Origin of the sequence: Streptomyces sp. CoH27 (assembly GCF_020181035.1) — a bacterium.
In the GTDB taxonomy this organism is placed as follows: domain Bacteria; phylum Actinomycetota; class Actinomycetes; order Streptomycetales; family Streptomycetaceae; genus Streptomyces; species Streptomyces camelliae.
Genome location: NZ_JAIQYY010000004.1, coordinates 42,269 through 61,990, shown reverse-complemented (window position 1 = coordinate 61,990; position 19,722 = coordinate 42,269). Strand labels below are relative to the sequence as shown.

Below are 19,722 nucleotides of genomic sequence, written 5' to 3'. Positions count from 1 at the left end.
TACGGCGGTGGGGGCGTTGTCGTGCCGTCGGCGTGCTTGTGGGTGATCCATGGCAACGATGGGAGGCATCATCGAAGGAGGGGAGACCATCAGCGAGGAGTGGCGATGAGGTTGTCGTTCCTTGAACCCCTCTACGCGGAACCGGGCCCGTTCGCCTCCGTGTACCTGAACACCTCCCGAAACGTCGAGCATCCCGAGCGGGCGATCGCGCTGCGCTGGCGTCGGCTGCGCGAGAGTCTGTCCCGTCAGGGCGCGGACCGGGCGCTGCTGAACGTACTGGAGGAGGTGGTCGGCGCCGACACGGAGGTGCCGGGGGTGCACGGTCAGGCCATCTTCGCCGCCCACGGCACACTCGTCCTGGACGGGGAGCTGCCCAGGCCGCCCGAGCACGACTCCGCGCGCTACAGCACCCTGCCGGACGCGATGCCCCTGGTCACCCAGCACCTTCCGGAGATCCCCTACATGGCCGTAGTCGTCCACTACGGCGGCCTTCCGACCGCCGAGACCCACGGCTGGGTGACTCTGGAGGCGGAGACCGGCACCTGGCCCGCGTCCACCGTCACCCCGGGTGAGCGGCTGCACCGCAGGGTCGCGGTGGCGACCTGGCACCGCGCCTGCCTCCGGCTCGGTCACCGGCTGGACGAACGGGCGCGGCGCGCCCATGCCGACGCCGTCGTCGTGGGCGGGGACGAGTGGGCGTGCAACGTACTGATCCGCCGTCTGCCGCACACCCTGCGGGACAAGGTCGTACGCGTGGGCGGCCGGACCCCCACCGACACCGGACGCGCCCTGCTGGAGCCGCAGCTCGACGGCGTCTTCCGCGGCCGCATGGCCGCGCACGACCGGGAGCTCGTGGACATCTTCATCGGCCGGCGTGCTCTGGACGGACCCATGACGGACGGGCTGGCCGCCACCGTCGCCGCCCTCCAGCGCGGCCAGGTCGCGGCACTGCTGCTGAACCGACCGCCAGGGTCTTCGCTGCGGCTCTGGTCGGGCTCCCAGCCGACTCAGCTCGCCCTGACCGAGGCGGAGCTGATGTCCTTCGGCGTGCGGGCCCCGCGCGAGGAACGCGCCGACGAGGCCCTCGTACGGGCCCTCGTCGGCACCGGTGCCGAGCTGGTCGTCGTACCGGAGAGCGAGCTGAGGCTGTACGAGGGCGTGGGCGCCCTGCTGCGGTACACCGACCCGGGGACCCCGTCCTGACGCCGACGCGCTGCGCCTCCCGGATCACGGGGCGCCCCTGGCGCCCGACCGTCCCGAATCGCGCCGCGCGCTGGACACTCCGACACTGGGCTGGAGCGGCGGACGGGGCACATGGACAGGAGCAGGAGCGGCGTGGCGGAGACGGACGTTTCGATCACCCCGCCCAGGACCTGGGCGGCAGGCGGGCCGGCGGCGGCCGACCCGCTGCGGTACTCCTTGCAGCGGACGGCGGTCCGCCGTACGACACTGACGCTGCTCAGCCTCAACCAGACCAAGGGCTGCGCCTGGCCGGAACCGGACCCCGCTCACCGGCACCGCAACGAGTACTGCGGGTGCGGCGGCGAGCACGATCACGCCGCGCGGCTTCTGGAACGCACCATGACCGGGGCCGCCGGCGCCACCGCCACGGCCCCGCGGTCCGATGGCCCATGAAGGGACCCCCGAGGACCTGGTCCGCGCGGCCCACGCCGCGGGCGTGACCGACGCACGTCTCCTGGAGGCCGTACGGAGCATCCCCCGGGCGGAATTCGTCCCCGCGGACGAGGTGGCATCCGCGTACCGGGACACGCCCGTTCCGCTCCCCCACGGGCAGGTGACCACCCAGCCGTCGCTGATCGCCATGATGGTCTCCGCTCTCGGCCTCACCGGAGAGGAACAGGTCCTGGAGGTCGGGACCGGATACGGCTGGCAGACCGCGCTGCTGGCCCGCTTGGCCGCGTACGTCGTCAGCGTCGAGCGCTGGCCCGACCTGGTCGACGAGGCCCGGCTGCGGCTTGCCGGGCAGGGCGTCGGCAATGCCGAGGTCGTACTCGGCGACGGGACCCTCGGGATGCCGACCCGTGCCCCGTACGACGCCGTCATCGTCTGCGCGGCCTTCCCGCGCGTGCCTGAGCCGCTCGTGGCTCAGCTCCGCACCGGTGGCCGGCTGGTCCAGCCGATCGGGCAGGGCGGGCAGGAGCGTGTCGAGCTGTACGAGCGGCGGGCCCACGACCTGGTGCGCCGCAGGACGGTCACCGCGGCCCGGTTCGTCCGGCTGTACGGCGCCCATGGCTATGACGAGCGGTGACGCGCTCAGCGCTGATAGGTCCCGACCAGGGTGCCGGAGGCCAGCTCCCTGCCCTTCAGGGCACGGTGCACGTCGTCGGCGCCCGGGTGGTCGTGCAGCGGCAGCGGTTCGGACAGGGCGTACAGGCGGAAGAAGTAGCGGTGCGGCCCGTGCCCCGGTGGAGGCATCGGCCCTCCCCAGCCCACGCGGCCGAAGCCGTTGGGCCACGGCAGGCCCCCCTGGGGCTCCTGGCCCTCCGCCGCCCCGGTGGTCCCCGGATCGATGCCGGTCACCAGCCAGTGCAGGAAGGTCGTCCCCGGCGCGTCCGGGTCCTCGCACAGGAGCACCAGCTCCGTGGCCTCGTGGGGCACCCCCGACCAGGCCAGGGGCGGTGAGATGTTCTCGCCCTCCCCGCTGTACCGACGGGGGATCACCGTTTTGTCGTCGAACGCGGTGCTGCTGAGTTCAATTCCGCTCATGCGCGCGGCCATACCCGCGAACGGCGGCACCGGCACCGGTCCGCACCCCAAAACCCCCGCTCGGCCGAGCCCACCCGGGCCGCCTGGGGCAGCGGGGGGGGAAGATGGCGGTGTGCCGATGAGGATCCTGCTGGAGGGCCGCCCTGGCGCGGGCAAGACGACCGCCCTGCGGCGGCTCGCCGCGCTGCTGCCCGCCCACGCGGCCACCGGCTTCACCACGGAGGAGATCCGGCAATCCGGGGCCCGCGTCGGTTTCGCCCTGGAGACCCTGGCAGGCCGACGGGAAGTGCTCGCCCATGTCGACCTTCCCGGTCCGCCGCGGGTGGGGAAATACGGCGTCGACACGGGCGTCATGGAACGACTGGCGCTGCCGTCGCTTCGGCCGGCAGCAACCGAGGTGGCGACAGGGCGGCTGGTGCTCATCGACGAGCTGGGGCGGATGGAACTGGCGTGCACGGCGTTCCGGCACGCGGTCGACGCGCTGTTCGTCGCAGAGATCGACGTCGTCGCCACGGTCCACACGCACCGCGATCCGTTCACCGACGCCCTCAAGCGGCGCGCCGACATCGAGGTCGTCCAGCTCACTCCGGCAAACCGGGACGTCCTTCCGGGGCAGCTCGCGGCCCGGCTGCAGCAGCCCGGGACGCACGGAAGGCCTCCCTCTCACGGATGAGAGACCGGCCTCCGACCTGCTGACAGCCGGGCCGGGGCGACACGATGTGAGGTCGCCCGGCGCCCACGACCAAGGGTCAGTGCCTGCCCACCGAGTACAAGGATCTTGCCAGGGTCGTGCACCGCCCGCGGTTTGCGCCGCGGCTGGGGCGCCGCCGACAACGCGGCGGGAACATGCCTCGCGCTGGGGCGATGCAACCGGACCGTAAACGAGCACCAGCATCCCAGCGCACGTGCTCCATGGTGACCTCCGGCCGTCCCCGGGGACGAGGACCTTGTTCCTTCAGCTTGGGCTGAAGCCGGCTGCGACCGGTTCGAGGCTCAGATCGAATTCATGCTGGACTTCACCGCGCCCCGCTCAGGGCGGGCCATCTCAGCGCCTGCCGCTCCGGCGACGCGGATCCCTGCGCAGCTCGGCGATGGTGCGCGGGCCGAGTCGGCCAGCACCTGCATCAGGTGCTGCCTCCCACATCAGCGAGGGCATTCCATGAGTGATCGCGACTGGTCCACCGAGGTGACCGATCCCGAGACGATCCGGACAGTCCTGGGCTCCCCACCGCCACCGCTGAGCGACTCCAAGCCGACGTCCGTTCTCGTCGACGAACGCGAGGCTTCGGCCACCTTGAGGTTCTTCGCCTTCGCCGTCCCGGCCGGTGCCGCGCACCTGTGGCAAGCGCGAGGACACAACGCGATCGAGTCCGTCCTGGTCTGCATCGGCGTGAAGAACTTCGAGGTGGACGGCTGGTCCGGCCGGCCCACGACCGTCGCCGCCCCCGCAGGGACAACGGTCGTGCTCGCCGGCCGAGGGTCCGTTCACGGAGATCCCGGCAGACGCCGGCTACCAGGGAATGGGCACGCAGACGGGCGGACGCGTGGTGACACCTCCACACCGCACGTTCAAGTCTGGTTGTCGCCGGCCCGGAGGGTGGCGACGACTGCGGCGGTGAGCGCGGCGAGCAGCACCACCGTGACCGCTGTCAGCGTACGAGCGGTGCGGCGGTTCACCGGTGCGGCGGGGTGGTCGGGCACGGGCTCGGCGGACCGAGGAGCCGGCCAACGCGTCAAGGCGCTGTCGGTCATGAGGGAGGGCGGCTCTCGGTGATCGGGGCCTGTGTGTCGGGGTGCTCCGCGTGCGGGCGGCGCAGTTCGACGAACGGGCGGCCCTCGGCCGTCCACCGGCCGGTCTGGATCCAGCCGGCGGAGCGTGCGGCGTACAGCAGCGCGGTGGTACCCAGTCTGGCCCAGGAGAAGGGCCGGCCGTGGTGACCGTGGGCGTCCTCGACGCGGACGGTGAGGCGCGCGTCCACGTCCTGCGGGGCGGCCTCGGCCAGCAGGAGCCCGCCGGGGGCGGCCAGTTGGCGCAGGCGGCGCAGCAGGGCGACGGGATCGCCGCCGATGCCGATGTTGCCGTCCAGCAGCAGTACGGTGCCCCAACGGCCTTCGCCCGGGAGGTGGTCGAAGACGGACCGCCGGATGGCGGCACCGCCACTGCGCCGGGTCCGCTGCACGGCGTCCCGGCTGAGGTCCACGCCCAGCGCCGGTACGCCACGGGCGGCCAGTGCGGCCACCAGGCGTCCCGGTCCGCACCCCACATCCAGGACGGAGCCCGTACATCGGCGCAGCACGGTGGTGTCCGCCCCGTCGGCAGGTGCACACCAACGCTCCACGTCCAGCGGCAGCGTGTGCTCCTCGCCGAAGCCGTCGGGGTAATCAGAGTGTGACAGGCGGCGCAGGAACAGCGGGCCGCGTCCGGTGCGCAGAGCGTGGGCGTAGGGATCGTCGGTCCACGGGGCGCCCGGTGACCCGGGCGTGGCGGGCTCGGCGGGCCTCGGCAGGTGTTTCCCGGCTGCACCTGCCGTCGGGGGCTTCGACCGGAGCTCGGTCGTGACCGCGTCCGGCCACTCGGCCACGGCCGTGTCCGTGCCGACTGCGGTCCCGGTCATCGGGCCACCTCCGCCGGCGAGTTGAGGACGGCGGCGGAGCTGGAGCCCCGCGCACAGCGGGCGGCGGCCTCGGCGGCGTCGGCAGCGGTGTCCCCGTCGCGCAGTACCGGCAGGTCGGCCACCGCCAGCCCTGCCTCGGTCATGCGGTCGCGCTGGATCGCGCCCGTCCGGGCCGTCGACATCGGCACCCCACGGACCAGGGCGCCGGCCCGGGCGGGATCGGTAAGGCCCAGCACCCGGAAGCCGCCGTCCGCGGCCGGACCGGACCAGGCGTCGTGGCCGGCCCGGCCGACGCCGGCGATCATGTCGGCGGTCAGGTGCGGGGTGTCCATGCCGACCAGGAGTGTCGGTCCGTCGCAGTGCGCGAAGGCGGCGGCGATCCGCTCGTCCAGGCCGCCGGAGCTCTGGGCTACGACGTCGTAGCCGGGTGGCAGCCACGGGCCGGGGGTGCCGTCGAGGGCGAGGACGCGGCGGCGTGCGGGGGCTTTGAGCACGGTGTGGAGAGTGTCGGCGAGGGCGGCCGCCTCCTGCGGTGTGCAGGGCGGGGTGAGCCGGGTCTTGACCCGGCCGGGCACGGGTTCCTTGGCGATCACCAGCAGGGTCACCGGGGTTCGGACGCTCATCGTTCGCCTCCTCGCACGCCGGCGCCGACGACCTCGGGGACGGTGACGGGCGCCTCGGCGAGCACGGCACGCATGTCCTGCACGGCCTGCCAGGTGCCCCGCCAGGTGCCGGTGACTTTAGAGCGGCCGGTTCGCGGGTGGTAAGACACGTCCCTCTCCGTCACCCGCCAGCTGGCGTCGGCACCGCGCACCACCATCTGGAGCGGGTAGCCCGAGCGCCGGTCGGTCAGGTCCAGGGCGAGCAGGGCCTCGCGGCGGGCGGCGCGCATCGGGCCGAGGTCGTGCAGGCGTACCCCGGTGCGCCTGCGGACGAGCCGGGCCGGCTCCAGGTTGGCCAGGCGGGCGTGCGGAGGCCATGCCTTGGGGGTGGTGGGGCGCCGTCGGCCCAGCACAAAGTCTGCGGTGCCGTCGAGGACAGGTGCGGCGATGCTCGGCAGCAGGCCGGGGTCGAGGGAGGCGTCACAGTCGCAGAAGCAGACGACGTCGGCCGTGGCGGCGGTCAGGCCGGCGTGGCAGGCGGCGCCGAAGCCACGCACCGGCTCGGACACCACGTGGGCGCCGAGGGCGCGGGCGATGTCCGCCGAACCGTCGGTGGAGCCGTTGTCGACGACGATGGCGCGCCAGCCGGACGGAATCCGGTCGAGCACCCAGGGCAGGGCCCCGGCCTCGTTCAGACAGGGCAGCACCACGTCGACCTGGGAAGAGGAAGAGGGGGGAGTCTCGATCACCCCACTCACCCTACGAACGAAAAAAGGACATAAAGGACTTGCTGTCCTTACGGATCTCTGACGTCGGCGGCACTCCTTACGGACCTCTGACGTCCCCCGTCACACGCGCCGACAGACGAGGGCAGACGAGGGACAGTGCGAGACTCGCCACCGTGAAACGCGTACTGGTCGTGGACGACGACCCGACCGTCTCCGAGGTCGTCGCCGGATACCTGACCCGGGCGGGCTTCGCCGTCGACGTGGCCGCCGACGGTCCCTCCGCCGTGGCCGGCGCGACCGCACAGCCACCGGACCTGATGGTCCTGGACCTCATGGACCCCGCAGCTCGCCGGGCCACCCGCGCAGGGAACGAACTGGCGCTGACCATCAGGGAGTTCGACCTGCTGGAGTTCTTCCTGCGCCATCCCGGGCGGACCATGCTGCGTGACATCTTCCTGATCGCCGTGTACGCGGGAGAGGTCGGTGCGGGTGAATTGCAGCGGCAGGCTCCTGGGCAGGGTCAGGTCCGTCTGCATCATCAGCGTCGCGCTGGTCGCCACGTCGATCGGCGCGCCCACGCACGGTGTGTCCTCGGCGTTGCGGGCCGCCGTGCCCGGATCGACCAGGTCCGAGCGGAGCGACGGCGGGCGCAGCAGCAGGGTGGTGTCGGAGAGGCCGCCTTCCATGCTCGCCCTCAGCATGCCGCCGCCTCCTCCCGAGGTGCCGCCGAAGATCACGCAGTCCTTGGCCGCAGGGGCCAAGGGGCATTGGGGGCGGCCGGAATTCGGCGCTACGGTTCCGGCACCTGCATCAGCCGAGGAAGCTCACCCGGACCTTGCGCTCGGGATTGTCCCTGTTCGTATCGGCCGGACTCCGTCAGGACAACCCCGCGCGCTGCGGCTCCGCGTCCTTGTCACCCCTCCGCCGGAGGTGGGGACGGTTTGGAGCCGTGGGGCGCGGAGTCGGGGAGGAAGAAGTCCAGGAGGGCTTCGCGGACGGGGTGGTGCTGGCGGGCCGGGGCCGACGTCGCGGAGTCCTGCGCGCGGGGCTGGGGTACGGGATCGGCCGCGGGGGACGGCGGCTTCGACGGCATCGCCGAGATCTGGTCCGAGGACGGAGTCAGGGGCGTCTCTTCGGCGGTCGGGGCGGAGGCGGACGCGACCGGCACCGACAACAGTTCCCGGACGATCTCCTCCGCGTGCTCGTGGCGCGGGCGCATGTCGGAGACGCTGATGCCGTAGGGGGCCAGGACGCGCGGGAGGAGGGAGTCCTCCCACTGCTGGATGCGGCGAGGGCCCGGACAGGACTTGGGGATGGGAGTCCAGGGGCTCGGCGAACCGAGGAGAGTGTGGTGGGCCAGGCCGGGGTCGGCAGCCGTACGGCAGGCCCGGTGGGCGATGGCGGGGTGGGTGCGCATCAGCCACCAGTGGAGGCGGATCAGGGCGTCCAGCTGGGCGTCCGTCCAGGGCTCGGAGACGTGCCCCTCCGTCGTGATGGACACCGCGCCGGTGCCGTCGGAGCGGAGGTTGGCGCGGTACGCGGAGTCGGCGGGGGTGGACGTGTCCAGCCACTGGGTGATCTTCCCGGTGGCGGAGACACCGAAATGGCTCCAGCCGCGGGCATCGGGCCGGCGGAAGCGGATGTCCGCGGCGGAGAGGGTCGCGTTCGCCGTGTGGACGATGATCTGGGTCGGCTGGAGGGGCGAAGGCGGCTTCGGCCCGGCGAGCAGCCGGACCGAGGCGAAGGGGCAGAGGGGCACGTCAGTTCTCCTCAGCTCTCCTGGGCGTCCGCGTTCAGGTCGGAGAGCGGTGTGGCCAGGGGGTAGAAGACGCGGCGGAGGTCGGAGTGGGAGTTCTCGCCGGTGATCCAGGCCAGCGGGGCGTAGTGGACGTCGATGCCGAGCGGGTGTCGCAGGAGGGGGTCCCCGGCGGCGTTGGCCGGCCACTCGACGGCGCCGGTGACGGTGCGGGTCGGGACCAGCCAGAAGTCGCCGGGTCGGTAGGAGCTGCCGGGGTTGAAGTAGACCTGGAGGCCGTCCTCCAGCTCCAGCCAGGTGCCCTCTTCGACGGGCAGGGCGCCGCCGTCGGTGCGCGGGCGGTGGCCGGGGGTCCCGGTGGAGGCGTGGTCCCAGCGGCGCAGGAAGGGGTGGCGCTCGGGCAGTGCGCCGATGCCGGGGAGCGGCTCGGCGGAGAGGCGGACCCGGCGGCCGGGAAGGTCGATTTCCTCGACGCGCAGCAGGGGGGCGGGCTCGCCGCGGCTGAGGTAGGCGGAGTCGCAGACCTCGACGCGGTCGCCCACGTCCAGGGTGAGCTTGTCGTCGTCACCGAGGGTGGACAGCGCGACCCAGGTGCCGTCGAGTTCGGCGATCGGGAAGGTGACGCTGCCGTTCTCCCTCGACCACTTGAAGGTCGCGCCCCGCTCGGCCGTTCCGCCCTGGTGGATCTCGATGCGGTAGAGCTGGTTCTCCGGGCCGCGGTAGCGGGCGTCGGGCCGGACCAGGCAGGGCTCGTCCGCCGCTCCCTCCGGCCGCTCGGCGCGGGCGGCCAGGAGGGCGGTGGAGCGCTGGGCGTCGACCCAGTGGTAGAAGGCGTCGCGCACGGTGGCGGCACCGCCGTCGCCGACCTCCAGGTCCTGGGCGGAGAGGGTGAGTACCTGCCAGACGGTCTTGACGCGGGCAGCCGTGTCGGGCATGGCGGCGCCGAGCGCGACCTCACGGATCTCGGGGTCCTCGACGGCGGTGACGCTGCGGTCCCAGACCTTCAGGTACGCCAGGAAGGGGAAGGAGGTGGGGAGTTTGTCGCCCGGCAGCTCGGGGTCGCGGTAGGCGTCGGGCTGGTTCCAGTACGACCAGGTGGCGGAGGTGGGGGACGGTATGACGCCGTCGCTGTCCGCGCCGTCGCCATCCAGTGGCCGCGGGCCGCCGCTGGGGACGGCCGGGGCCGGCTGGGGGCGCGTCGCGTCGACCTGGATGCCGTCGACGTAGTAGCGGCCGGCGCCGATGGCGAGGTCGGGGTGGGTGCCGTTGACGTAGGTGATCTCGAAGCCGGGGCCCTCGCCGGGCCGGTCGCCGGGCCTCTTGCCGGGCCCGCCGTCGGTGCCGATCAGGTCGCGGGCCAGGGTGCGGGAGCGGAACAGCTCGATCGCCGCCTGCTCGTTGGCGTCGGCGTCCAGTTGGACACGGCCCTGCTGGGCGAGCACCGCGGAGTAGTGCTTTCCGGGCTGGTGGGTCAGGCGCGAGAAGTCGCCGTACATGGTCCCCTTCAACTTTCTTGTGCTGGTGCGCCGATGGGTGGGTCTGCGTCCGCGTCCACGTCTGGTGGCCGACGGGCGTCAGGTCACGAAGAAGACGCCCGCGTCGGTGCCGGCCGGGGCGAATTCCGCCAGACGGGCGCGGAGGTTGTCCGTGCGCTGCGGCTGGAAGAGGTCGTGGAAGGCGCCCTGCTCGGAGCGGTCGGCGGCGCCTCGGGCGATCTCCGGGGCGCAGCCGCGAGCGAGTTGGGCGTAGGCCGGGGTGCCGTAGCGGAGGCTGGTGAAGCGCGGGCGGACCCGGTCGCTCTCGGCGGCGGCCCGTGCCGGGGCGTCCGCCTGTGGCAGCCGGCCGCTCTCGACGAGTTCCTGGACGGCCTCGCGGACCAGGTCCGGCTGGCAGCGGTAGCGGCGCGGGGTGCGCGAGCCGGGCGGCACGTAGCTGAAGCGGAGGCAGCCGACCGAGCGGCGGGCGACGTTCATCCGGCCGGTGAAGACACAGTCCTCGGCGATGTCGACGGCGTGCGTGTGCACCTCACCGATCACGGTGGTGCGGTAGGCGTGCAGGACGGCGTGGGCGTGGCGGCAGTCGGGGGCGGAGAGCGCCTCCAGGCCGGAGGCGGTGGCGTCCAGGATGCTGTCGGCGATGTGGATCGGCAGCGGGTCGTCGTCGACCTCGTCGCCGACGACCTGGATGGTGCCGAGGATCGACCGCTCGATCTGGACGCAGGCCGTGGTGCGGTCGAGGACCAGGCTCGGCTCCTCGGGTGAGTGCGGTGCACAGCGGTCGGTGAGTGACCAGCCGGGCACCAGGGTGCAGTGCCGGATGACCAACTCGCCCAGTGGGCCGGTGACGTTGACGCCGCGGCCGGTGATGAGAAGGCCGTCGAGGACCATACGGCCGCCCGGGACCTCCCTCGAACCACTGCCGGTGCCGCGGATGTTGAGGGCGTCGGGGCGGTTGCCGTACCAGTCGAGCAGGCGGATCACCGGGCGGGTGCCCTCGGCGGCGCGCAGTTCGAGGCGGTCCTCGGGGTCGAGGGCGAAGTCCAGCTGCTCCTGGTAGGCGCCGCTGTGGGTGATCTGGATGATCGCCTCGGCCCCGGCCCTGCCCTCGGACTTGTCGGTGCGCCACTGCTGGTAGGCGTCGGTGATCCGCTCGAAACGGCGGCCCGGGCCGACCCGGTAGACGGCGGCCTCGGGCGGGGTGACGCGGTCGCGCGGGTACTGGCCGCCGCCCATGTCGTCGGAGAACGCGTGGTGATAGCTGGCCCAGACGCCGCGCGTGGGCGCCGAGCGGGCGCCGAAGGCGATCCGCCCGAGCTCGGGGTCGACGGCGACCTGGCCGTACCTGGGCCGGTAGTGCCAGCCGGAGAGGTCGGCCACCACGATGTCGGAGAGCGGGACGGGGGTGAAGTCGTCGTCGCGCCAGATGGTGAAACTCTTGCCCGGACCGTAGAAGTCGCTGAGCCGGTCGGCCAGTTGACGACGCGTTATGTATCCGGGCACGTTGTCGAAGGTGGCGATGTGCGTCGCCGAGGGCTCCGGCTCGGGGAGGGTGACGAGCGGGGTGTCGTTGCCGAGGATGGAGAAGGTGTAGTGGTTGCGGGCCCGGTCGAGGCAGTAGGCCGGGCCGCGGGAGATCGCGTACGGCTTGAGACGCCAGACGAAGAGGCCCACGCCGGCCGGGGTGACTCCGCCCTGGCGGCGGGTGGCGGCGGCGCGGCGGACGTCGGCGGTGCGGGCCGAGGTCTCGAAGGGGCTGCCCAGCAGGTCGAGGGCGGCGCCGTCGCGGAGGTCGGCGAGGCGGCCACGGCGCAGGCGGCGGCGGTCGGCGGACGTCTCGTCGGCCCGCAGGAGGCGCACCGGCTGGGTGGTGGCCAGGAGCCGGGAGAACTCCACCGCGCGGGCCGGCCAGTCGGCGGTGGAGGCGCTGATCTCCTCCAGCACGGCGAGTGTGCCCTTGCGGCGGCGGTCCGCGACCGTGTCGGCCACGTCGCGGCGCGGGGCGAGGCGGGCGGCCAGGCCGGGGTCGGTGCTCAGCATGTCCTGGTACCCGGGAAGCACCTGGTAGCCGACGAGGTCCCCCAGGTAGGGCAGGACCCAGTCGGCGGCGGTCTCCACGAACCAGTCGTCGTAACTCTGCTCGACGGAGGTGCGGATCAGGTCGATCTGCTCGGAGATGACCGCGAGCAGGGCACGCAGCGGCTCGCCGGACCGGGCGTCGCGGATGCGGTACCAGTCCGGGAGCAGGTCGAGCAGGCCGTCGGGGTCCCGGCTCATGCGGAGGCCTCCTTGAGGATCAGGGTGTCCGGCAGGTCCGGGGAGAGCACGGCGAGCTGCGCCGGGCGGATCCCGCGGAAGACGACCACGCTGCGGGGCGGCAGCAGGGGCTGGGTTCCGGTGAGGTCGGGGTTGAGGCGGAGCAGTTCGACCAGGGAGATCCCGTACTGGGCCGCGATGTCGGTCAGGGTCTCCCCCGCCGGGTCGGTCACCCGGTGGCGTTCGATCCGGTGGCGGGCGGGCTGCGCCGCCACCACGTCCTGGGGGACGGTGAGTCGGTCGCCGAGCCGCTCAAGCCCTTGGGGGGTGAGGTCGCCCGGGACCCCGGTGAAGGCGGTGACCTCGATGTGGTCGACGCCGGGGACGAAGTGGGCGGTGGCCAGTACCTCGGAGAGGTAGGCGGGCTGGGCGAGTTCGCGCGCGTCGAAGCCGAAGCGGGCGAGGAGGGCGGAGCGCAGGGCGGGCTCCACCTGTTCCCAGTCGTGGTCCTGGCCGACCGTCACCTGCGCGGCGAGGAGCAGCAGGACCTTCTCGCGGACCGCCACCTGCACCGGCAGCCGGAGATCCCCGTACTCGGCGAGCGAGGCGCGCAGGGCGGTGAGCAGGCCGGAGTCGGCGGCGATCGGGATGTCGTCCACACCGGCGACCGTGACATGCACCAACTGTCGCCGTCCGTCGAAGAGTTGGGCGGCTGTGGCGCGGCCGATGCCGGCCCGGGCCCGGGTGAAGTCCGCGTAGTCGGGGACGGAGACCAGGCGGTCCAGGGCCGAGACGGCCAGCGGGATCTGGCGGCGCCGCGGGGTGAAGCCGCGGGTGAGGGTGCGGGTGTCGGTGCTGCCCGCCGTCCCTTCGGGGTCGGCTCCGCCGCTGGCCGGCAGCGGGTTGGTCACCCCGGTCACGCCGAGCGGGCGCGTGGCCAGCTGGGTGATCTTCTCGGCGGCGAGGTTGGCGGACCTGCCGATGCCGGTGCGGTAGGTGGCCCTGACGTTCTCGTGGCCGCCCGGCAGGCGGGAGCCGTGGACGCCGTCGCCGAAGGTGACCCGGATCCGGCCGTCCTCGGTGGTGCTCGTGGTGTAGACGCGGTCGTGCGGGCCGGCCGCGGCGAGGGTGTCCACCTCGTGCCAGAGGACTCCGTCGACGCGGATGCGCAGGGTGCTGGCCGCGCCTTCCGGGGTGTCGGCCGCCAGCCAGGTGAGCGGGGCCTGCCAGAGGACGAAGCTCTGGCCGGCCTGGCTCGCGTCGCCGCTGCCGATCGGTTCGTCGCGGGTGGCACCCTGGGTGGCGCGGACCACGTTGCCGTAGATCTTCACCGTGGAGCGCTTGTAGCGGTAGGCGAGCGGGGCGGTGAGCATGAGGGTGGTGCGGACCGTGTTGCCGGGCAGGGCCGGGTCCACGGACTGGACGGCCTGGAGGACCATGGCCGGCTCGCTGCCGTGCACGCCCGGGGTGCCGGGGATGTCGGTCCGCTCACCGGAGACGACGATCCAGCGGCCGGGGGCCAGGCCTTGGTGGAGCTGGGCCAGGTCGATCAGGTCGCCGCCCACGTCGTCGGTGAGCGGCTCGTCGGCCAGCCGGAAGCTCTCGCCGCGGGCGTAGACGCTGGTGTCACGGATGTGCGAGAGCAGGGTGTCCTTCTCGTCCAGCCAGGGGTCCTCCAGGGTCAGCTCGGTGACCTTGCCGGTGATGCCGAAGTCGGCGCGGGAGAGCACGCGGACGCCGCTCACCCGGGTGATGACCCTGGAGAGCGCGGGATCACCGGGGACGCCGCTGGTCACGCCCTTGCGGGGGCGGTCGACGGCGATCCAGCTACCGGGGGCGATGCCCTCGTAGACCGCGTCGAGCGCGAGCACATTGCGTGAGGTCAGGCCGAGTTGGGAGGCGAGGCTGATCCCGACGGAGGTGGCGCCGTCACCGGTGGAGCGCTCCACCGTGATCTGGTAGGCGCCCTGCGGGACCGTCAGTCGGTCGCCGGGGGCGAGGTGGAAGTCGAGCGGCTCGGGCAGCGGCGGGTTGGGGCCGTTGCCGTCACCCTCGTCGGTGGTGCCGGTCGCGGTGATGGTGACGTGGATGCGGCCGTCGTCGCCGGGGCGGGAGACGAAGAGGTCGCGCTCCGGGAGGTGGGCCTGCAGGCGCGCGGTGACACCGTGTTCCTGACCGGCCTCGAAGGCCCGGCGCAGCGCCGACTCGTCGCCGGTGGTGGCGAGTTCGATCCGGCCGGGGCCGAATTCGTGCGGGCCGTCGTCCTGGGGGAGCGTGAAGTTCAGGCTCACCGATCCGCCGGCCTCGGTGTAGCTGAACGCGATGCCGTGGGGGGTGGTGCCGTCCGTGTCGTAGTCGATGCGGATGCCGGTGAGCTTGGAGCCGGTGAGCGGCCAGTCGGCGTAGCTCTCGACGCGGCCTGTGGTGTCGTAGACCGGCTTGAGCGGGGCGGTGGCGCCGAAGGGCGTCGCGGTGACCCGCATGGCCTGCGCGTCGAGCAGTGCGAGGGGCGCGCCGAGGTCGGCGTTGCCCCAGGCGGAGTAGAGGCCGTCGCGCAGCCGCGGGTCGAGCGCCGTGAGCAGTTGGGTGCCGAGGTCGGAGCCGGGGGCGTAGCTGCGCTGCGGATCGCGCGGGAGCGAGCGGGCGTCCGGGGGCAGGCCGGCCGCCGGGGTGCGCAGGGCGGAGAGCAGCGGGCCCAGGCCGGCCAGGGCCGGATCGTGCACCTCGCCGGGAGAGTCCCCCGGCTCGCTGCCGGGAGCTCCGGGAGGTGAGGCGACGTCAGACACGTGTGATGCGGCGGCGGTGCGCGCGCCGGTCCCGGCTGTGGCCGGTTGCGGCGGTTGCAGAGCGAGGGCCTGGGCGCGCAGCCGGGTCAGTTCGGTGTCGAGGGCCTCGAACCAGTCGGAGACGTCCCGGTAGTCCTGCCCGTAGGCCTTGGCCTCGCGCAGCCGGGCGAGGATCTGCGTCAGCCGGTCGGCGAGCTTCGGCGGGGTGTCGAGGGTGTCCAGTTCGCTGCGCAGCGGGGCCAGCACCTGGTCGTCGAAGTCGCTGACGATGCGGCTGTGTTCGGGCCAGGGATTGGGGTTGTGCTCCCCGCCGGGGGTGATCCAGCGGGTGAGTACGGTCTTGATTCCCTGGAGGGAGGGCAGTGAGGCCTGCGGCAGGCCGATGACCGTGGTGCCGCTGTCCCGGTCGACGTTGACGCCGGGGACCGTGAGGAGGATGCGCTGGCTGCGGTCGGCGGCGCGGTCGGCGCTGAAGATGAAGAGCAGTTGGTCGCCCTGTTTGATGTTGTTGGTCGTGCCTGCGGCGAACAGGCTGCTCCGCTTGGCGAGTCGGGCCGCCGTCAGCTGGTAGGGGCGCCGCTGGAGGACCTGGAGCTCGTTCCAGGACCAGCGGGCCGTGAGGTCCTCGACGGTCTCGAAGGACTGCGGCTCCTCGCCCTGGCCCGGGACGCTCTGCGAGCGCGTGCCGCGCGGGACGACGACCGCGGTCTCCTGGCCGCTGCGCGGATCGCGGTCCACGGTGTACGCCAGATAGGTCTCGGCGGCGACGCCCGGACGGGGCTTGTGGCCGACCAGGCCGCCGAGCAGGGCGAGCGAGCCCTCCTCGGTGGCGGTGCGCAGGTAGCCCTCGTTGGCGATCCGCTCCGAGTAGAAGGTGAGGACGTCGCCGACCACGGCCGCGGCGTCGACCAGTGCGATCGCCGGGTCGTCCGGTGTGCGCACGGTGAGGCCCCGCAGGGCGGGGTAGGCCGGGTCGGAGAGCCGGTCCAACATCGCGGAGACGAAGCGCCCGTACTCCCCCACCCGGTAGCGCACCGCGTCCAGGCCCGGCGGGTTGAACACCTCGACCGGCGTCGCCGGGTCGGCTCCGCCGCGACCGCAACCGCAGCTGCACGGGGTGCCGGTCATCGTCCGCCTCCGATCTCGATGCTGAGCCGGCCGTTCTCGGGCCGTGCGGGGTCGTTGTCGCACACCGCGACCTCAAGAGCGCCCACTGGCAGGACTCCGGCCGCCAACTCGCCCTGGTCGGTGCGGAAGAGGCGCCGCAGGCGGGTCACCTTGGCGCTGAGCACACCGGGGACCGCCGCGGCGGCGGTGACCAGGCGGCTGACGCGGACCGGATCGCCGAAGGTCAGCGCGTCCGGGTGGAAGAACCCGAGCCTGCCGTCGGGGAGGCGGCGGTTGCCCAGCACCCGGCGCAACTCGGTGAGCACATGGCCGAGTTGATGGGCGGGGTCCACGCAGACCGACAGCGCGAGATCGACCGGGACCTGGAGCGCGGGGCGCACCACCAGCTCGTGGCCGATGCGACGGTAGGGCAGCAGGCTGTGCTCGACAGCCCGCATCAGTGCCTCGCCGGGCACGGGGAAGTCGACGGCCCCTGCGGGGCCGCCCGCCACGGCGGCCCTCGGGCGCTCCACCGCCTCCACGGCGACGTGCATCTCCTGGCCGCTGCCGGTCCAGCGCAGTTCGGCGGCGGCCCGGCGCACGCCCGGGACCCGGGCGGCCAGAGCCGCGTAGTCGCCGGGGGTGATGGCGCGCCTGAGCTCGCGGTGCGGGGCGAGCGGGGCGAGCCGGCGGACCTCTTCGATCGCCTCGGGCTCGGTGCCGCCGACGGCGGGGAGCGGGTTGCGGACCGCCGAGACCGCCTCGAAGGCGGCTCGTCGCGAGCGCGTGCCGCGGCCGCTGTCGTCGCTGCCGCGGCAGAGGACGAGGTGGTTGATCGCCTCGGCGCCGACGTTGCCCGATGCGCCGTTGCCGACGCGGTAGGCGACCTCCAGTGTGGCGCCGGGCGGGGGCGGCGCGCCGTGCTTGCCGTCGCCGAAGCGCAGGGCCAGGCGTCCGTCGTCCTCGACCTCGCCGACCATGTGGTGGCCGCGCGGGCCGTCGGCGAGCAGGTCGCGCCGGGCCGTCCACACCCCGTCGCCGGCCTGGGCGCGAACGGCGGGCAGCGCGGTGCGCGGGTCCTGGCGCAGGCCGTCGGCGGCCGGTCCGGCGAGAACGGGGTCGCCGGGGTCCAGTTCGGCGGCGTAGCGCTCGCCCCAGCTCTGGGCGATCTCCCACGCCACGTAGCGGTTGAGCACCGTGCCCGCGTGGGCGCGGGCGGTGAGCACCTCCAGGCGGCGCAGCTTGCCGGCGAGGAGGCGGGTCCGGCGGTCGTAGAGCTCCCGAAGGGCGCGGCTGGGGTGCTCCTCGATGCGCAGGCGCTGGATCGTACGGGCGCCGAAGGCCACGGTCAGCTCGTCGATCTCGCCCTCGGTGGGCGGCTCACCCTCCTCGGCGCGACGCCACAGCTCCTCGATCCGCTCGCTCAGGCGGGTGGGTACGGCTGCCAGCCGGGCTGCCTGGCCCGCGGCGATGCGAGCGGGGTCGGGGTAGGGGGTGGCCTGGGTGACGGGGGCGTAGCGCAGGACCGGGCGGAAGCGGGGGGTGATCGCCGGGTAGGTGGTCTGGGCGAGCAGTCTCTCCAGGGCCTGGGCCTGGGCGTCGGCGGTGGAGGGCTGGACGCGTTCCTCGACCGTGGTGCCGGGGGCGAGGACGACGGATATGCCTGCGCGGGTGACGGCTTCCGCGCCCAGGAGCGGTGCCAGACCGCGTACCTGATCAGGTGTCAGTGGCCGTCCGTGGCGGGTCTGTTCGAGCAGGGCGTGAACGGCCTCGGCGGCGGGGCTGCCCTGGGTGCGCTCGTCGGAACAGCCGAAGGCGGTGGGGCCGCAGGGCTTGAGTTCGGCGGGCGCGGGCGGGACCGCGAAGCGCTCGGGGGCGCCGCCGCAGAAGGTCAGCGAACGGCCGTGGTCGACCAGGACGACGTTGCCGCGGGCGACGCTGACATCCGTGATGAGGGCGCAGTCGAGCCCGCCGCGCGCGGACAGGCACAGTGGGAAGGTCAGCGCGTCTCCCTGGCTCCAGGCCACTTCGACGATCGGCTGCTCGTACAGCTCGTCCTCGCCGGGGACGACCGAGGTGAGCCGGACCACCTGGCGGTGCGTCGGGTCCGCTCCGGCGGGTGTGCCGGTGCGCGGGCCGAGGGCCTCCTCCAGGACGAGCAGATCGCCGGGTTTGAGCTTCAGGCCCCGCTGCGGGGTGTCCATGAGGGTCGCGGCGGTGGTGCCCTTGGGCAGGAGGCATTCCTCCTCGCCCCAGGTCCAGAAGCGGATCTCGTTGTGCTCGGGGCGGAGTTGGACGTCGGAGCCCGGGTTCAGCGGCTCGAAGATCTCCAGGCCGACGGGGAGGTCGGCGAGGGCGTCCAGGTCCTCGTCGGCGATGACCGTGCCGAAGTCCGGGCGCTCCTGCGGTCCCAGGCGCGACACGTCGATGGCGGCGAAGCGGAACTCACCCCTGGGCAGGGCGCATGGACGGGCCGTCTGGAGGACCATGAACGCGCGGGCGTTGCAGCCGTCGTGCATCGCGTAGTCGATCAGGCGGACGTGACGGCGGACCGAGACCCTGCGGCGGGCCGTGGCGAGGTATGCCTCGGTGGCCACCGCGTCCTGGTGGTAGGAGAGTTGGTCGCCGGTGTAGGCCAGCAGCTCGACCAGGGCCGTGCCGACGTCGGGGGCGTGGCGCTCGACCCAGCCGGGGGCGGTCAGGCTCATCCGGTCCAGGATCAGCCGTCGCAGGCTGTCGTAGTCGCGTGCGGTGTAGTCGATGACCGGGTGGCGGGCGTACTGCGGGGCGCAGTCCTCCTCGTCCCCGGCGCAGTCGTACGGGCTGGGTCCGCCCTGGTCGAAGGTGAACTCGGCGGCGGCGTACCGGACATCGAAGCCGCGGCGCGGCTGTGTGCCCGGCCGGCCGAAGGCGTCGGTCTCGACGACGCGGAGTCGGTAGGGCGAGGCGTCCCCCGCCTTGTCCAGGGTGACGAACATCCGGTCGTCGAGCTCGGGGTCGTCCTCGCGGACGATCTCGACCGCCAGGGCGCGGATGTCCCTGATACGGCGGCCGCCCTCGACACGTATGTGATGATGCGTCAGATGATGCGGCGCCTTGCCGAGAAAGGTGACGACGAGCGTACGGCCGTCGTCACTCGTCTCCACCTCGTCCACGCCGTGCAGGTGCGCGGCACGGACCGCGCCGCGGCGCCGGTCGGTCCGGCAGTCTGTGCTGCTCACGCGGCTACCCCGCTCCCCTCGAACACGTCGGTCCGTCGCGACCCGGTGCGCCGGACGGTATAGGCCAGGTGCACCCGCACCACGTTCTCCTCGCTGACCACGTCGAGCGCGTCCACCTCGATCACGTCGCCGAGCCAGCGCTGCAGGGCGGCCTGGACGGAGAGCTGGAGCGCGGAGGCCAGCTCCGGGCTGTTGGGCGCGAAGACCAGGTCGAGCAGCCCGCAGCCGAAGTCGGGGCGCATCACCCGCTCCCCCGGGCTGGTGAAGAGCAACTGCTCGATCATGTCGCGGACGTGGCCGTCGTAGTCGCTGTCCGCGGTACGGCCGCGGCTGTCGACGTGGAAGGGGAAAGCGATGTCCGTACGGGGCGGGTACGGCTGCGGCGCGGGCAGCCGGATGACGCGCTCGGCCCGGGAACCCACCGCGGC

15 protein-coding genes and 1 pseudogene are annotated in these 19,722 nt (G+C 73.3%); 5 read left to right on the top strand and 11 right to left on the bottom strand.

The annotated features are described in order from the left end of the window. Positions 1 to 105: 105 nt before the first annotated feature. From LE548_RS07280 to LE548_RS07270, 3 genes are all read left to right on the top strand, one after another. On the top strand, positions 106 to 1,203 hold the full coding sequence (locus LE548_RS07280; protein WP_225095829.1) for a hypothetical protein: 1,098 nt from the start codon (positions 106 to 108) through the stop codon (positions 1,201 to 1,203). 132 nt (positions 1,204 to 1,335) lie between these two features. After that, on the top strand, positions 1,336 to 1,635 hold the full coding sequence (locus LE548_RS07275) for a hypothetical protein (RefSeq protein WP_308029983.1): 300 nt from the start codon (positions 1,336 to 1,338) through the stop codon (positions 1,633 to 1,635). Further along, the gene (locus tag LE548_RS07270) at positions 1,625 to 2,269 is read left to right on the top strand and encodes a protein-L-isoaspartate(D-aspartate) O-methyltransferase (protein ID WP_225095828.1); all 645 of its coding nucleotides are present in this window, start codon (positions 1,625 to 1,627) and stop codon (positions 2,267 to 2,269) included. The genes LE548_RS07275 and LE548_RS07270 overlap by 11 nt, the downstream gene beginning before the upstream one ends. Before the next feature lie 5 nt (positions 2,270 to 2,274). On the opposite strand, the gene LE548_RS07265 is transcribed toward LE548_RS07270, so the two are convergent. Continuing rightward, on the bottom strand, positions 2,275 to 2,727 hold the full coding sequence (locus tag LE548_RS07265; protein WP_225095827.1) for a YbhB/YbcL family Raf kinase inhibitor-like protein: 453 nt from the start codon (positions 2,725 to 2,727) through the stop codon (positions 2,275 to 2,277). A 118-nt stretch (positions 2,728 to 2,845) separates the two neighbouring features. On the opposite strand from LE548_RS07265, the gene LE548_RS07260 reads away from it, so the two are divergent. Continuing rightward, complete coding sequence (locus tag LE548_RS07260) at positions 2,846 to 3,400, top strand: nucleoside-triphosphatase (protein WP_225096110.1); 555 nt, start codon at positions 2,846 to 2,848, stop codon at positions 3,398 to 3,400. Between the two features lie 896 nt (positions 3,401 to 4,296). Here LE548_RS07260 and LE548_RS45355 read toward each other — a convergent pair. Genes LE548_RS45355 through LE548_RS07245 form a run of 4 tightly spaced genes read right to left on the bottom strand, consistent with a single transcriptional unit; the run spans position 4,297 to position 6,693 of the window. Next, entirely contained in the window at positions 4,297 to 4,428 is a 132-nt protein-coding gene (locus LE548_RS45355; protein ID WP_263635823.1) for a hypothetical protein, read from the bottom strand. Positions 4,429 to 4,475: 47 nt separating this feature from the next. Next, a complete protein-coding gene (locus tag LE548_RS07255; protein ID WP_225095826.1) occupies positions 4,476 to 5,342 on the bottom strand; it encodes a bifunctional 2-polyprenyl-6-hydroxyphenol methylase/3-demethylubiquinol 3-O-methyltransferase UbiG in 867 nt (288 codons plus the stop codon). Next, positions 5,339 to 5,965 carry a DUF2064 domain-containing protein gene (locus LE548_RS07250; protein WP_225095825.1) on the bottom strand — a complete coding sequence of 209 codons (627 nt, stop codon included), beginning with the start codon at positions 5,963 to 5,965 and terminating at the stop codon, positions 5,339 to 5,341. The genes LE548_RS07255 and LE548_RS07250 overlap by 4 nt, the downstream gene beginning before the upstream one ends. Then, complete coding sequence (locus LE548_RS07245) at positions 5,962 to 6,693, bottom strand: glycosyltransferase family 2 protein (protein WP_225095824.1); 732 nt, start codon at positions 6,691 to 6,693, stop codon at positions 5,962 to 5,964. The genes LE548_RS07250 and LE548_RS07245 overlap by 4 nt, the downstream gene beginning before the upstream one ends. Positions 6,694 to 6,845: 152 nt before the next feature. Here LE548_RS07245 and LE548_RS46425 point away from each other — a divergent pair. Further along, positions 6,846 to 6,947 (top strand): annotated as a pseudogene (locus LE548_RS46425) (DNA-binding response regulator); the annotation flags it as partial. 638 nt (positions 6,948 to 7,585) lie between these two features. Here the strand turns inward: LE548_RS46425 and LE548_RS07235 are convergent. The 6 genes from LE548_RS07235 to LE548_RS07210 form a co-directional block, all read right to left on the bottom strand. Beyond that, positions 7,586 to 8,431, bottom strand: a complete 846-nt coding sequence (locus LE548_RS07235) for an N-acetylmuramoyl-L-alanine amidase (RefSeq protein WP_225095823.1) — start codon at positions 8,429 to 8,431, stop codon at positions 7,586 to 7,588. Positions 8,432 to 8,442: 11 nt separating this feature from the next. Beyond that, the gene (locus tag LE548_RS07230) at positions 8,443 to 9,924 is read right to left on the bottom strand and encodes a DUF6519 domain-containing protein (RefSeq protein WP_225096109.1); all 1,482 of its coding nucleotides are present in this window, start codon (positions 9,922 to 9,924) and stop codon (positions 8,443 to 8,445) included. A gap of 78 nt (positions 9,925 to 10,002) precedes the next feature. Continuing rightward, complete coding sequence (locus LE548_RS07225; protein ID WP_225095822.1) at positions 10,003 to 12,201, bottom strand: hypothetical protein; 2,199 nt, start codon at positions 12,199 to 12,201, stop codon at positions 10,003 to 10,005. Next, on the bottom strand, positions 12,198 to 16,094 hold the full coding sequence (locus LE548_RS07220; RefSeq protein WP_225095821.1) for a putative baseplate assembly protein: 3,897 nt from the start codon (positions 16,092 to 16,094) through the stop codon (positions 12,198 to 12,200). Before LE548_RS07220 ends, LE548_RS07225 begins: the two co-directional genes overlap by 4 nt. Next, positions 16,091 to 19,294: a putative baseplate assembly protein gene (locus LE548_RS07215; RefSeq protein ID WP_225095820.1), complete on the bottom strand. Its 3,204-nt coding sequence runs from the start codon at positions 19,292 to 19,294 to the stop codon at positions 16,091 to 16,093. The genes LE548_RS07220 and LE548_RS07215 overlap by 4 nt, the downstream gene beginning before the upstream one ends. After that, positions 19,291 to 19,686 carry a GPW/gp25 family protein gene (locus LE548_RS07210; RefSeq protein WP_225096108.1) on the bottom strand — a complete coding sequence of 132 codons (396 nt, stop codon included), beginning with the start codon at positions 19,684 to 19,686 and terminating at the stop codon, positions 19,291 to 19,293. The genes LE548_RS07215 and LE548_RS07210 overlap by 4 nt, the downstream gene beginning before the upstream one ends. Between the last annotated feature and the right edge of the window lie 36 nt (positions 19,687 to 19,722).

Bases quoted from the DNA above. Each gene is read 5' to 3' on its own strand.
- LE548_RS07265 (WP_225095827.1), bottom strand. From the start codon at position 2,727: ATGAGCGGAATTGAACTCAGCAGCACCGCGTTCGACGACAAAACGGTG.
- LE548_RS07225 (WP_225095822.1), bottom strand. From the start codon at position 12,201: ATGAGCCGGGACCCCGACGGCCTGCTCGACCTGCTCCCGGACTGGTAC.
- LE548_RS07250 (WP_225095825.1), bottom strand. From the start codon at position 5,965: ATGAGCGTCCGAACCCCGGTGACCCTGCTGGTGATCGCCAAGGAACCC.
- LE548_RS07280 (WP_225095829.1), top strand. From the start codon at position 106: ATGAGGTTGTCGTTCCTTGAACCCCTCTACGCGGAACCGGGCCCGTTC.
- LE548_RS07255 (WP_225095826.1), bottom strand. From the start codon at position 5,342: ATGACCGGGACCGCAGTCGGCACGGACACGGCCGTGGCCGAGTGGCCG.
- LE548_RS07220 (WP_225095821.1), bottom strand. From the start codon at position 16,094: ATGACCGGCACCCCGTGCAGCTGCGGTTGCGGTCGCGGCGGAGCCGAC.
- LE548_RS07230 (WP_225096109.1), bottom strand. From the start codon at position 9,924: ATGTACGGCGACTTCTCGCGCCTGACCCACCAGCCCGGAAAGCACTAC.
- LE548_RS07270 (WP_225095828.1), top strand. From the start codon at position 1,625: ATGGCCCATGAAGGGACCCCCGAGGACCTGGTCCGCGCGGCCCACGCC.
- LE548_RS07260 (WP_225096110.1), top strand. From the start codon at position 2,846: ATGAGGATCCTGCTGGAGGGCCGCCCTGGCGCGGGCAAGACGACCGCC.